This is a genomic window from Mucilaginibacter sp. (assembly GCF_041663085.1).
GTDB lineage: Bacteria > Bacteroidota > Bacteroidia > Sphingobacteriales > Sphingobacteriaceae > Mucilaginibacter.
This window is the reverse complement of the sequence record NZ_JBAZRC010000053.1, coordinates 14,235-27,895: the sequence shown is the minus strand read 5'-3', so window position 1 is coordinate 27,895 and position 13,661 is coordinate 14,235. Positions and strand designations below refer to the sequence as shown.

At 43.1% G+C, this 13,661-nt stretch carries 12 protein-coding genes and 1 pseudogene; 5 read left to right on the top strand and 8 right to left on the bottom strand.

Annotated elements, in window-relative coordinates:
* Nucleotides 1–687 precede the first annotated feature (687 nt).
* From WC615_RS11750 to WC615_RS11725, 6 genes are all read right to left on the bottom strand, one after another.
* On the bottom strand, nucleotides 688–2,058 hold the full coding sequence (locus WC615_RS11750) for a hypothetical protein (protein WP_372978284.1): 1,371 nt from the start codon (nucleotides 2,056–2,058) through the stop codon (nucleotides 688–690).
* Nucleotides 2,039–2,614, bottom strand: coding sequence for a hypothetical protein (locus WC615_RS11745; protein ID WP_372978283.1), 576 nt, complete (start codon nucleotides 2,612–2,614; stop codon nucleotides 2,039–2,041). Before WC615_RS11745 ends, WC615_RS11750 begins: the two co-directional genes overlap by 20 nt.
* Nucleotides 2,611–3,171, bottom strand: a complete 561-nt coding sequence (locus WC615_RS11740; protein WP_372978282.1) for an RNA polymerase sigma factor — start codon at nucleotides 3,169–3,171, stop codon at nucleotides 2,611–2,613. The genes WC615_RS11745 and WC615_RS11740 overlap by 4 nt, the downstream gene beginning before the upstream one ends.
* A 117-nt stretch (nucleotides 3,172–3,288) precedes the next feature.
* The gene (locus tag WC615_RS11735; protein WP_372978281.1) at nucleotides 3,289–3,831 is read right to left on the bottom strand and encodes an AAA family ATPase; all 543 of its coding nucleotides are present in this window, start codon (nucleotides 3,829–3,831) and stop codon (nucleotides 3,289–3,291) included.
* Entirely contained in the window at nucleotides 3,818–4,456 is a 639-nt protein-coding gene (gene pnuC, locus WC615_RS11730) for a nicotinamide riboside transporter PnuC (protein WP_372978280.1), read from the bottom strand. The genes WC615_RS11735 and pnuC overlap by 14 nt, the downstream gene beginning before the upstream one ends.
* Nucleotides 4,457–4,626: 170 nt before the next feature.
* On the bottom strand, nucleotides 4,627–6,681 hold the full coding sequence (locus WC615_RS11725; protein WP_372978279.1) for a M13 family metallopeptidase: 2,055 nt from the start codon (nucleotides 6,679–6,681) through the stop codon (nucleotides 4,627–4,629).
* A 613-nt stretch (nucleotides 6,682–7,294) separates the two neighbouring features.
* Between WC615_RS11725 and WC615_RS11720 the strand changes: the two are divergent.
* Both WC615_RS11720 and WC615_RS11715 read left to right on the top strand, forming a co-directional pair.
* Nucleotides 7,295–8,433 (top strand): annotated as a pseudogene (locus WC615_RS11720) (acyl-CoA dehydrogenase).
* Between the two features lie 60 nt (nucleotides 8,434–8,493).
* Nucleotides 8,494–9,726: a TlpA disulfide reductase family protein gene (locus WC615_RS11715; RefSeq protein ID WP_372978278.1), complete on the top strand. Its 1,233-nt coding sequence runs from the start codon at nucleotides 8,494–8,496 to the stop codon at nucleotides 9,724–9,726.
* A gap of 289 nt (nucleotides 9,727–10,015) precedes the next feature.
* Here the strand turns inward: WC615_RS11715 and WC615_RS11710 are convergent, their stop codons facing one another.
* Together WC615_RS11710 and mqnB are read right to left on the bottom strand one after the other, a co-directional pair.
* Nucleotides 10,016–10,867, bottom strand: a complete 852-nt coding sequence (locus tag WC615_RS11710) for a menaquinone biosynthesis family protein (protein WP_372978277.1) — start codon at nucleotides 10,865–10,867, stop codon at nucleotides 10,016–10,018.
* Complete coding sequence (gene mqnB, locus WC615_RS11705; RefSeq protein WP_372978276.1) at nucleotides 10,864–11,523, bottom strand: futalosine hydrolase; 660 nt, start codon at nucleotides 11,521–11,523, stop codon at nucleotides 10,864–10,866. The genes WC615_RS11710 and mqnB overlap by 4 nt, the downstream gene beginning before the upstream one ends.
* 78 nt (nucleotides 11,524–11,601) lie before the next feature.
* On the opposite strand from mqnB, the gene WC615_RS11700 reads away from it, so the two are divergent.
* From WC615_RS11700 to fabD, 3 genes are all read left to right on the top strand, one after another.
* Complete coding sequence (locus WC615_RS11700) at nucleotides 11,602–12,018, top strand: 6-carboxytetrahydropterin synthase (protein ID WP_191176108.1); 417 nt, start codon at nucleotides 11,602–11,604, stop codon at nucleotides 12,016–12,018.
* Nucleotides 12,019–12,027: 9 nt separating this feature from the next.
* On the top strand, nucleotides 12,028–12,666 hold the full coding sequence (gene folE, locus WC615_RS11695; RefSeq protein WP_372978275.1) for a GTP cyclohydrolase I FolE: 639 nt from the start codon (nucleotides 12,028–12,030) through the stop codon (nucleotides 12,664–12,666).
* Between the two features lie 70 nt (nucleotides 12,667–12,736).
* Complete coding sequence (fabD, locus tag WC615_RS11690) at nucleotides 12,737–13,621, top strand: ACP S-malonyltransferase (RefSeq protein ID WP_372978274.1); 885 nt, start codon at nucleotides 12,737–12,739, stop codon at nucleotides 13,619–13,621.
* Nucleotides 13,622–13,661 lie beyond the last annotated feature (40 nt).

The window sequence follows — 13,661 nt, the reverse complement described above, 5'->3', positions numbered from 1 at the left end:
GCGCCAATTAATGTAGCTTTTAACAAACAGGTTAATTTTTATTGAGAAGAAGCGAGTTGGTTACCCGTATCAATCAGCTATGAATTATCAGGTGCAGCCAGTAGTTTTTTGAATTGATAACCTGAGCAAAAAACAGCAAAATAGTTACTTGCCAAAACCACGTAAAACTACGTGGTTTTAAAATAGTTGTAGGTTTATTGCCTGTAACTTAATAAGTTTACTGAGCCAGACAATAAGTCCGCATCTGTATTTTACACCGGTTAAGGATATAACAGTAAAGTAACTTTTGTCGAAAGTAAGGAGCATGAACTTTAAATACATGCAAGCGCCTATATTGCCGGGGCGTGGTTACGGCGAAGATAAACTAAATTATAAAAGTTATTTTTATGTCTAAATTTGCAAAACTCAGCCGAACTGAGATGAAAAATGTATTAGGTGGTACAATTCCTCCTCCGGGTGGTCCAGGCCCAGCAGAGCCCGGTGGTCCAGGTGGAGGTTACCCTTGTTATCCCTCATGTCGTGCAGACGGGATGAAAGAATGCATGTCTACTGGTGTGCAAAGCAGGGATTGGTGTGATAGTTATGTAACTTATTTCTGTCTCTCATTTTGTGATTAACTCTCTATTAATCTTTAAAACAGGTATAAATATCCTTTATAAAGGATATTTATACCTGTTTTATGGTCCTTCAAAAAAACGTAACTTCAGTGAATTTTGTGTTAAGAGTAATGTTATTTGTGCTATTTTTTATAACAAAACCTTTATAGGTTTTAGTTTGTGACCAGCCGCGTTCATCATCAGAAGGCGATTTTGAAACTACCTGTACCTTATCATCATACTTGAAACTACCAAATCTGCTGGTTACATCGAAATTAAATGAATCTTTAAAGCCTAAATTTATCTTAGTGTTTGATGCGGTAATCTTATTCGCAGTTTTATTAATACCATTGATCATTAAACCCTTGCCAAATTTTACAGTTATATCATTCGAGCCTTGTAGTTTATCAATTACAACATCAGAAAAACTAAAACTGGCATTGACATTATTAATTATTCCTGCTTTAAATTTGCTGAACTCTACTCGTAAACTTTTTCCATTAAAAGTTGCAATACTTGATATATTATCTTGTGAAAATTTTATAAAAACATCGTTTTGAGGATTGGTTAACTGCTGAGCAGATAAATAACTGTATAGGATCTGTAAAGTGACTTTTCCACTCAGGTCCGGCAAGATTACGTTGCCAAATTTATTGGTCAGGTCCAATGCATTACCTGCAGGCATGTAAACGGTATAGTTAACTTCGATATGGTTACTACCATGGCGATTGTTAATATTGGCCAGGTTAGTTCTGAATGACACGGTAGAACCATCTTTACTATCGCTAATGCTTGAACCCTCTATCATGTTGTTTACATAATCTTCATCATCGGCGCTAAATTTCATTTGCACATCAACCTTAAATTCTTTTTTTGCCCACGTATTTACCACCACTTTACCAAAGGTGTTGCGTATCTGTAAAACATCGTTACCATCAGCTGGATAGCTTTTGCTATAATTTTTCACCTTCTCGATCATCTCGCCGCTAGCTACTTTTTGCTTATACGCTTCGTTATCAACGTTGTTGTTATTGCTGTAGTTTACCCCGTTAAGGCTTAAATTACCAGAAAAATTGGGCGACATTTCACTGAAACTACCTGAAAAGTTTTTACCAAAATCTTTAAAGCTTTCGTTAAAGTTTTTGCCAAAGTCTTTAAAGCTCTTATCGAAATTTTTGTCGAAGTCTTTGAAAGTGGCGTTAAAGTTCTTGTCGAAATCTTTAAAAGCAAGCTTCATATCCATCTTAAAGTTTTTTTGTTTCATCTGCCTTTGCAGCTGTTTCATTTTAACTTTAAGGTCGGCCATGTTTTGTTTAAATGCCTTATCGTCCTTAAACTTCATCTTTAGCTTAACGGGGGGCATAGGCGGTACCGCAAGCGAATCCTGTGCGGAAACGCTAGTGCTAATTGCCAGCACCGCAATAACGGTAAGCAGGGCGTGTTTAAATATCTTTGTTTTCATGTTGCTGATCTTTTTTACTTTGCTTAAATTGTTCAATTACACTCAGTTGCTGATTAAGCACCTCTGTTTGTATTTGCAAGTTCCGGATCATTGCACGTAAAACACGCTCCTGGTTAGGGCTGGTGGCTAAATCTATATTTAGTTTTTTATAGTTGGCATCCATTTTTATCAGCTCGGCGTTAAACTCCTTGTAAAGCTGCGGGTCAAACTTGGCAACAAGCTTTAAACGGGTACGCTGGCCTTCAATAACCGATGCATAATGCACCTGTTGTTTGGCATAAGTTGGGTTAATATCGGCCAGGTTTACGCCGCCTGCCGGTTTTTGATTTTTTAGATACAGGCCAAACCCTAAACCCATAACTACGATCACCGAAGCGGCAACTTTTAGTACAAATGCCAGCGAAAAGGTTTTTGCTTCGCGCTTTTTTGGCAATTGCTGATCCTCGTGCCAGGCATCAAGCTCTTTGGCAATGTTGTTCCAGATATCGGCGCGTGGTTCAAGTTCGTCAAACTCATCCTTGTTGCTGCTCATAAAATCTTCTAAACGCTTGCTCATTTTTTTATTCCCTTTCTTATTAATATCTCGCCCAGTTTTCTTTTAGCTCTTAAAAACTGTGTGCGTGATGTATTCTCTGTTATACTTAGTACCTGCCCAATCTCCTCGTGATCATACCCCTCCAGTAAGTAAAGCGATAGTACCACCCGGTAGCCTTCGGGCAACTCTTTCATGGCCTCTTTTATCTGCGCCACCTGGTATTGTACATCTTTATCATCCCAGGGTTCCTCATCAGGTACATTTTCCAGGTGGCCATCTTCTACTTCTACAAACTCTAACTTGCGTTTGCGCAAAAGGTTTATAGACCGATGTACCACAATTTGCTTTAGCCATAAACCAAAAGTGGTTTCCTGCCTAAAATCCTTCAGCTTATTAAAAGCATCTGTAAACGATTCCTGCAAAACATCTTCGGCCTCAGCAACATTACCCACTATCCTAAAGGCAACGTTTAACATCGCTTTAGCATACAATCGGTACAACTCGTAGCAGGCTTTTTTACTACCCTGCTTACACTCAGCCACCAGGCTATAATGTTTATCTACGTATACGGCTTCCAAATTACTGACAGGTTTCAGGTTAAATGACGCAGGGCTTTTAACAACGTTGCACGAGTGACAATAAAAAAACCAAGATTGAGCAGATTTTTTTAATTAATACGATTTCTATTAATCCGGTTAATCGGAGTAATTGCTGTTAATGTACGCATCTATCGCGTTTACAGCGTTTTGATACCTGTTTTGGCCTGTGCCTGATATGGTTACATAATTTGCATTGAGGGCTTGTAATTCTTTATGCCATACATCTAAAAAATGCTCGCGCTTGTGGGGGAAATCACGCAAAGGGTCGTCTTGCCAGGGCAGGTCAATATCTAATAGCAAATAAAGATCGTAAGGGTGTTTGGGCAATTCATCAATCACTACCTGAGGAGCCTTGCCGAAAATCTCATCACTCCAGATCTTCACGGTAATAAATGTAGTGTCGCATATCAGCAGTTTATTTGCCTTTGGCAGTATTGTAGCCTCAAGCGCCAACTGCCCGTGAAACATGTTGATCTCGTCTTGCCAGGTGGGTGGTTCGGTTAGCTTTTCGCAGTATTCGCGGGCATACTCGGGCACCCAAACCGTTTGGTAATGGCCGGCCAGGTACTTCGACATATGCGATTTGCCGGTCGACTCGGGGCCTACAACGGCTATTTTTATGATATCAGATCTGATCATCAATTTCTTGTCTCCTGCTTTTTCTTTCGTGCATCTTCGCCCAGTCCTTTTTCCAATCTATATATCCCATCAGGGCAATGGCAACATAAACGGCGTACATCAGGGCGGTAAGGTGCAAATCTTTAAATATATAAACGCCCACGTATATAACATCAACAAAGACCCATATCAGCCAGTTCTCCAGCACCTTCCGGGCCAAAAAAACCTGTGCTACCAGGCTGCAGGCGGTGCAAAAGCTATCAAGGTAAGGGAACGATGCTGTGGTGTGTTTTAATATAGAGCCTAAAATAAAAGTAAAAACTACAATAGCCACTGCCGATATCAGCATTTCATTTTTTGTAATACGGGCAACCGGCACCTTTTTTTCGGACGGCGCCCTTTGGCTCCAATACCACCAGCCGTAAATATTCATCCCCAGGAAATAAACCTGCAAACCCATATCGGCAAAAAGATGAGCCTCAAAAAAAATAAAGATGTAAATAATAACGCTTACGGCTGCAAAGGGCCAGTTCCAGATGTTGTTTTTGGCAGCCAGGTACACACACAGCAGCCCGGTGATAACCCCGGCTATCTCGAGCCAGGTTTGATGCTGCCACCAGTCATGCAGGGTGTGGATGATTTGCATGGGGTAAATATAAACAAGCAATTATTATTAAAAAGCCATATTAAATATAAAGGCTTTCGTATTTAACCACAAAGTGCACAGAGGTTTTCACAGAGGGCACAAAGAAGCATGCCTCTGTGCCCTCTGTGGCTTTTCCCTTTGTGTTCTTTGTGGTTTAGACTTTTAATATACTACCAGATTTTTACCCGTTTATCAGGATCCAGCCACATTTTATCTCCTTTTTTAATGCCGAAGGCTTCATAAAACTCGGGAACATCGGTAAACGGCCCGTTTACACGTAAAAAGCCGGGCGAGTGTTCGTTGGTCAGGATCTGGCTTGATAGGGATTCTTTCCTGTCCTGGCCCAGCCAGCCTAAGGCATAGCCTAAAAAGTAACGTTGTACCGGGGTTAAACCGTTAATAGTTTTACCCTCTTTATATTGGTCGGTCTTTTTAAAGGCATCAAGGCCGATAACTATACCACCCAGGTCGGCAATGTTTTCGCCAAGGGTGGCTTTGCCGTTAACATGCAGGCCATATACGGTATACCCGCTAAACTGGTCGGCCAGCATTTTGGCGCGCGCAGCAAATTTTACCGAATCCTGCGGCGTCCACCAGGCTTTCAGATTGCCTTTTTCATCGTACTGGCGGCCCTGGTCGTCAAAGCCGTGGGTAATTTCATGGCCGATGGTTGATGCCGCGCCGTAACCGTAAACAACGGCATCGTCAATGTTTTCGTCCATTGCCCACGGGATCATAAATATAGCCGCAGGCAATACAATTTCGTTGTTTGATGGGTTGTAGTAAGCGTTATAGGTTTGCGGTGTCATGCCCCACTCGGTGCGGTCAACCGGTTTGCCAAGTTTATCGGCATTTACTTTATGCCAAAAGTTGTTGCCGCGCATTACATTTTGCGCGTACGACGAACGATCAATATCTAATGAAGAAAAATCCCTCCATTTATCGGGGAAGCCCACTTTAGGGAATACTTTACCAAGTTTATCATGCGCTTTTTTCTTGGTTTCGGCGCTCATCCAATCCAGCTTATCAATGTGCTCGCCAAATGAAGTGCGTACGGCTTCAACAAGGTCAACATAACGTTTTTTGGTTTTCTCTGGGAAGTATTCTTTTACAAAAATCTGCCCAAGCACTTCGCCCATTAAACTGCCTTCGGTATCCAGTACACGTTTCCAGCGGGGAAGCTGTTCTTTCCTGCCAGAAACGATGGTGCCGTAAAAACGGAAGTTCTCGTCGTCGAAAGCTTTGCTCAGGTAAGGGCTGTAGTCATTCACAATATTTTTGCGGATGTAGTTCTTCCAGTCGTCAATGCTGTACAGGGCAAGCGCTTTATTTACCGCACGATAATATTCGGGCTGGCCAACATTAACGGTATCTACTTTTTTGTAGTCCATTTGCTCGAAGGTAGCTTTCCAATCTACCACCGGGGCAAGCTTGCTAAGGCCGGCAAGCGGCATTTTATGATAGTTTTTGTATGGGTCGCGCAGGTTCTCCAGTGTACGAGAGCTATCTGCCAGGAATTTTTCTATCGTATAGGTTTTTTGCGTAGCTGCTTTAGCCGCGGCATCATTAAGGCCTAATAGTTTAAACAGGGCAGGCAGGTGCTTTTGCTGGTAATCGTTACGGATGGCTACGCTGTGCTCGTCGGTATTGAAATAATAATCGCGATTGGGCAGGCCGATACCCGATTGTGATAGCTGCATGATGATCTTCTCGCTGTTGCGGTCGTCCTGCCCGGCATAGGCGCCAAACGGTGTTTGCACGCCGATGGTTTCCAGGTGGGCAAACTCTGCTACCAGGCTTTTTACATCGGTTATTTTATCAACGCGGGCCAATTCATCCTTTAATGGGGTAAGGCCTTGCTTCTCTATATTAACAGTATCCAGTCCGCTGAAGTAAAAGTCGCCAATTTTTTGCGTGTTGCTGCCTTTTGCTGCGGTAGCTTTGAGGGCGTCCTCGTTTATTTTTTTCAGCTTGTCGCGCAGATCTTCCTGTACTACATTACCAATACCCCATGACGAGTATGCACCGGGGATAGGGTTCTTTTTAAGCCAGGCGCCGTTTGCATACATAAAAAAGTCGTCGCCGGGTTTTACGCTTTTATCAATGTTTTTTATCAGCACATCGTTTTCGGCGTATATCTTATTCTTGTCTTTACAGGCAGAAAACAGTAAAACGCCTACTGCACAGGCGGCAATTGCATGTACGGTGTTCTTTTTTATCATCATTTTTTGTGGTTTGTATAAAATATAATACATCCTGTGTATGGAAAAACAGAATGTTATTATTTTCTGTACACCGGCTTTCGGGTAAATTTATCAAAATGTGAGGTTAAAGAATGGCTAAAGCAAAAAATTATTTATTTACTTCTAAAAAATAGAGACCACGTATTTCTACGTGGTTTTTCAAGCAGATCAAATCGGTTGCAACGTGTATTTTTTTATTAATAAGCTAATTATCAATGCTTAGTGAAATTTATGTGATATTTTAAAATTTTCCTAGAAAGAAAAATGTTCTTTAGACGAATAAATAAGGCTGTTGCTAATATTTACTTTTTTATACTTTTTGGCAATTATGGCTTGCCTTTTGTTAAAAGTTAAACGGTCCTGCATACATCCTTGAAAAATATTTCATCTACCTATGAAAATTTTTTTGATGTGAATGACTAAAAGTGAATTCTCAGTAGCCCAAGTTGAGATGAATATGTTCTTTTATTTTGGGTTTAATCAATAGTTTAAATTAATTAGGGGAAAAGGGAGCTTCAAAAAGGCTCTCTTTTTTTGTTATCGATTTTTTGCTATGCATGCATAATAATTATACCTTTAAACTTTATTTACCATTATGCAATTTGAACTTACAGAAGAACACCTAATGATACGCCAGGCGGCGCGTGATTTTGCACAAAACGTATTAAAACCCGGCGTTATTGAACGAGACGAGCACCAGAAATTCCCGGCAGAAGAAATAAAACAACTTGGAGAGCTTGGTTTTTTAGGGATGATGGTATCGCCGCAATATGGTGGAAGCGGTATGGATGCCATATCCTACTCTATTGTGATGGAAGAGCTTTCAAAAGTTGATGCTTCGGCATCGGTAGTGGTATCGGTAAATAATTCGCTGGTTTGCTACGGACTGGAGAAATATGGTAATGAAGAACAAAAGCAAAAATATTTAGTGCCCTTAGCCAAAGCGAAAAGATAGGCGCATTTTGCCTGAGCGAGCCCGAAGCAGGATCGGATGCTACATCGCAGCATACCACTGCTATTGATATGGGCGACTACTATCTGGTTAACGGCACCAAAAACTGGATAACCAACGGCAACACCGCATCTACCTATATAGTAATGGCGCAAACCGATGCCACCAAAAAGCACCGCGGCATAAACGCGCTGATCATAGAGAAAGGCATGGAAGGCTTTACCGTTGGCCCAAAAGAGAATAAACTGGGCATCCGCGGGTCTGATACGCACTCGCTGATGTTTACCGATGTTAAAGTACCAAAGGCTAACCGCATAGGCGAGGATGGCTTCGGCTTTAAATTCGCAATGGCTACATTAGAGGGTGGGCGCATCGGTATCGCTTCACAAGCTTTAGGTATCGCGGCCGGGGCTTACGAGCTATCGGTACAGTATGCTAAAGAGCGCAAGGCATTTGGTAAAACCCTTGCCGACCTGCAGGCCATCCAGTTTAAACTTGCCGATATGGCTACCGAAATTGAGGCAGCCCGCTTACTTTGCTACCGCGCAGCCTGGTTAAAAGACCAAGGTTTGCCATACGCGCAGGCTGCATCAATGGCTAAACTTTTTGCATCAGAAACCGCTATGCGCACTACCATTGAGGCTGTGCAGATACACGGTGGCTACGGTTTTGTGAAAGAATATCACGTGGAACGCCTGATGCGCGATGCCAAAATTACGCAGATCTATGAGGGTACTTCAGAAATTCAGCGCATTGTCATATCGCGCGAGGTGTTGAAATAGTTTGGCTACATTTATTACTTTTGATAAAGTATATAAAATTAGTAGACTATTTTTTCATCCATGATAAAAAAGATCTTATTAAGCGCGGTACTTGTTGCCGCGCTTACCCAAATAACTACCGCGCAAACCAAACTTAAAACAGGTGTATGGCGCGGCGCTTTAACAACTGCAGCCGCCAACCACATCCCCTTTAATTTTGAGGTTACCAATACCGGCGGCAAGCAGCAGCTGGCCATTATAAACAGCACCGAACATTTTAAAGTAACCGATGTAACCGCAAAGGGCGATTCGGTATTTATTAAAATGCCTTTGTTTGATTCTGAGTTCAGGCTGAAACAAACCGGTGATAATTTGCAGGGCTTGTTCATCAGGCACCTGGGCGAGAAAGATCAGCAGATAGCGTTTAATGCCACTGCTGCAACCCCCTGGCGCTTTTTAAAAACTCCGGCAGCAACTAAGTATAATGTAAGCGGACGCTGGAGTGCCATTATTGGCGAAGGTGATGGCCGCGATACCACCGTTGGCGAATTTAAACAGGTTGGTCAAAAGGTTACCGGTACTTTCCTTACTACCACCGGCGATTACCGCTTTTTAGAAGGAACTGTTAGTGGCGATAGCCTGTACCTGTCGTGTTTTGATGGCGGGCACGCCTTTTTGTTCACCGCTAAAATAGCTGATAACAATACGCTGACCGACGGTAAATTCTTTTCGGGTTTAGCCGGTAAGGATGTATGGACGGCGGTACGTAATGAGAACGCTAAACTACCCGATGCATATTCATTAGCTGCGCTAAAACCCGGCTACAAAAAACTGGCTTTTACTTTTAAGGATCTAACCGGCAAACCTGTATCGCTTGATGATGCCCGTTATAAAAACAAGGTGGTTATCATCCAGATCATGGGATCGTGGTGCCCTAACTGTATGGACGAAACCGCTTATATGGTTAACTACTATAAAAAATATCAGCCAAGGGGCGTAGAGGTTATAGGCCTGGCCTATGAGCGCACTACTGATTTTGCCAGATCGCAAAAAGCGCTGGCGCAGCTCAAAAACAGGTTCGATATTAAATACCCTATACTGATAACCGGCTATACCAGCAATAAGGTAGAGACAGCAAAAAGCCTGCCTATGCTTACTAAAGTAGTGGGTTTCCCCACTACTATTATTATTGATAAAAGTGGCGATGTGCGCAAGATCCACACCGGCTTTAACGGCCCGGGTACCGGCGAGCATTATACCGAGTTTATCAGCGAGTTTGAAAAGCTGACGGATGATTTGCTGGCGGAGAAGTAGGTAGGCTATTCTCTTTGCGAGTTCGACTCACCCGGTCATTGCTTCGCTCGACCACCCTCTCTCCACAAGCGGAGAGAGGGTGAATCTCATTTATTTTTTTACCCTCTTTGCCAAGCAGAGAGGGTCGACCAGCGTAGCGAAGTCGGGGTGAGTAAGCTACGGAAGATGCTTCCAATCCCTCCCTTAGGGGGGCGTTTGCCCGTGTAGTGGAGGGAGGGGTTAGCCGCTTTGTTAAACCCCCTACTGCACCTTCCCAAGGGAAGGAATCGCACAAGCCCTCTGCCTTTTCTTACTCGTTCAAAAACAAACTCTCGCTTACACTTGGGATGATTTGCTTTTCCAAAGCAGTATCAAACAAAAGCTTCACGGCTTTTTTGCCTTCCTCGCCCAGGTCAACAGAAAATTTATTCACGTAAAGATCGATATGTTTATACATCACCTCCTCGCTCATTTCCTGTGCATGCGAGCGGATGTACTCTAACCCCGATTTTGGATTGGCAAAGGCAAACTCCACCGAGCGTTTAAGCACTCTGTTTATTTTATGCTGAACATTAAGCGGTAAGTTGCGGTTAGCCACAATACCGCCTAATGGAATAGCGCAGCCGGTACGTTTTTCCCAGTAATCGCCCAGGTCTATGATCTTGTGCAGGCCTTTATCCTGGTAGGTAAAACGGTTCTCGTGGATGATGAGGCCAATATCTACACGCCCATCAAGCACGGCGTTCTCAATATCCGAGAAAACCAATTCCTGTTTATTAGTAGCATCCGGATAGGCAAGACTTAATAAAAAATTGGCGGTAGTGTATTTTCCGGGAATCCCAATTTTAAGGGAGGTATCGCCCGCTTCAAGCTTTGCTTTTAAATCTTCAGCGTTTCCTTTGCATATCAACATTGGCCCTACGCCAAAACCAAGGGCGCTGCCGGCATCCAGCAGAATGTATTTATCGGCCGCGTAAGCAAAGGCGTGATAGCTTAGTTTGGTTATATCCAGTTCGCCGCGAAAGGCTTTTTGGTTTAGCGTTTCCACATCATCATAAAACACCTCAAAGTCCAGGCCTTCGGTGTCTATTTTATGGTGGATCAGTGCGTCGAATATAAAAGTATCGTTAGGGCAGGGCGAAAAGCCGATGGTTAGTTTCATGGTAATTGTTGTAGTTGTGCTAATAAACCTGCAGCAAATGTATTCAGATTTTTAACGGCTAAACCTATCTGCCAGGCATCCCGGTTACGTTTTTCAACGTAATTTGACACTGCCCTGATTTGCAGGCAAGGCACCCCAGCCTCGCGGCAGGCAAAGAAGAATGCAGCGCCTTCCATGCTCTCAATCTGCACATTTAACCGCTGCTGTATTTTTTGAATGGATGCCTCGTTGCCATGCACCGTATTTACGGTAATTGCGGAGGCTTGCCTTATTGATTGGCCTTTATAAATAGCCGATAGTTGTTTACTCGCTTTAAAATTGCTTTCTCCAAAACCCATCTGGGTAATGGGCAAAAAGGTTTCAGCGTCCTCAGCGCCTAATTCGGCTATGGTATCTTCTGTTATTTCTACTAAATCGCCCAATGCAATATCGCGGTCGAAACTGCCGGCAATGCCCAGGTTAATGGCCAGGTCGTATTGGTTTGTTGCCAGTTTGCGCCCAAGGGCAAATGCGGTAGCTACCATTCCTACACCGGTTATAAGGAGCCCGAAGTCGTGAGTATGAAGTCCTAAGTCTGGCTTCTTCTTCAGACTTTCGACCTCAGACTTGAGACTTGAGACTTCAAACTCCGTAGCCGCTACAAACAAAATCCGCATAAAAGCTATTTTTTTGACAGCTAAGATAAAACAACTCGCCTGTTTTTGTTTTGTATATTTGCACCATTAATTGCTATGATGATACATATTACGCGTAAGGAACATTTTAACGCAGCACACAGGATGTACCGCGAGGAATGGAGCGCAGAGAAAAACAACGAGGTTTTTGGCAAATGTGCCAACCCAAACTGGCATGGCCACAATTACAACTTGTTTGTGACTGTAAAAGGCGAGATTACCCACGCAACCGGTTACCTGATTGACCTTAAAGAACTTAAGGAGATTATTAACGAGTATGTAATAGAAAAACTCGACCACAAAAACATCAATATGGATGTGGAGTTTATGAAAGGCATAATGGCATCAACAGAGTTGCTTTGTATAGGCATATTTAACCAGTTGAAAGCCCCTATTGAGGCCTACCCCGGAGTGTTCTTACACTCGGTAAAATTGTACGAAACAGAAAACAACTCTGCCGAGTATTTTGGCGGATAAACCTAACCCATGACTGACCACGATAACATTCCCGACAGAGACGAAGGGATAAACGGCTACCAGAAGATTGACCGCTACAACCCCGAGCTGATCCAAAACCTGTCGGCCAATTACCTTAATGTTTTAAAACAGATAGGCGAAAACCCCGAACGCGAAGGTTTATTAAAAACCCCCGAGCGTATTGCCAAAGCCATGCTTTACCTTACTCATGGATATGACCTGGATGCAAAAGAGATCCTGAACTCGGCCATGTTTAAGGAAGAGTACAGCCAAATGGTTATTGTAAAGGATATTGAAGTGTACTCGATGTGCGAGCACCACATGCTGCCATTTTTTGGCAAAGCGCATATTGCCTATATCCCCAACGGCTACGTAGTCGGCTTAAGTAAAATACCACGTATAGTTGATGTGTTTGCCCGCCGCCTGCAGGTACAGGAGCGTTTAACCAACGAAATACGCGATTGTATCCAGGAAACGCTTAACCCAATAGGAGTTGGCGTGGTTATTGAGTGCCGCCACCTATGTATGAGTATGCGTGGCGTACAAAAGCAAAACTCGGTAACTACCACATCGGCATTTACGGGCGAGTTTTTAAAAGGCCAAACAAGAACTGAATTTTTAAACTTAATTTCTGCGAACTTAAGTTAATAGTGAATGGTTGATTGGGTGAGTGGTTCAACTATTCACCCAATCAACTTAATCAACCAATAACCATTAAATGAAAGCATACATTTTTCCAGGGCAGGGTGCCCAATTCCCGGGTATGGGTAAAGACCTTTACGAGCAAAGCGATAAAGCCCGTGAATTATTTGAACAAGCCAATGAAATATTAGGTTTCCGTATTACGGATGTGATGTTTGATGGCACTGAAGAAGATCTGAAACAAACCAACGTAACCCAACCGGCAATTTTTCTGCACTCGGTAATACTGGCTAAAGTTTTGGGTGCTGATTTTGCACCAGAAATGGTTGCCGGTCACTCATTGGGCGAGTTTTCATCATTAGTGGCCAGCGGTGCCTTATCTTTTGAAGATGGCCTGCGTTTGGTTGCCGCCCGTGCCAATGCCATGCAAAAAGCCTGCGAGATACAACCCGGCGCCATGGCTGCAATTTTAGCCCTTGATGATTTTACAGTTGAGGATATTTGCCAGCGTTTAACAGATGTTGTTGTACCTGCAAATTATAACTGCCCCGGCCAGCTGGTAATATCAGGCACCGAAGCCGGTGTTGATGCTGCCTGTATAAAAATGACCGAAGCAGGTGCAAAGCGCGCATTAAAATTAAATGTTGGTGGAGCTTTCCACTCACCGTTAATGGAAGCTGCCCGTGTTGAGCTGGAGGCAGCTATTGTAAATACTGAATTTAAAACACCCGTTTGCCCGGTATATCAAAATATTGATGCAAAACCCTATACCGATGTTGAAAAGATAAAACATAACCTGATAGCCCAGCTTACAGGCCCCGTACGCTGGACGCAAACCGTTGAGCATATGCTTGAGGATGGCGCTACCTCATTTACCGAGGTTGGCCCGGGCAAGGTATTACAAGGCCTTGTAAAAAAGGTTAACCGCGATGTAGCTACAGCAAGCGCTGCAATACAATAAATTATAAGCCATCTGTTACCTAATGGATGGCTTTACTTTT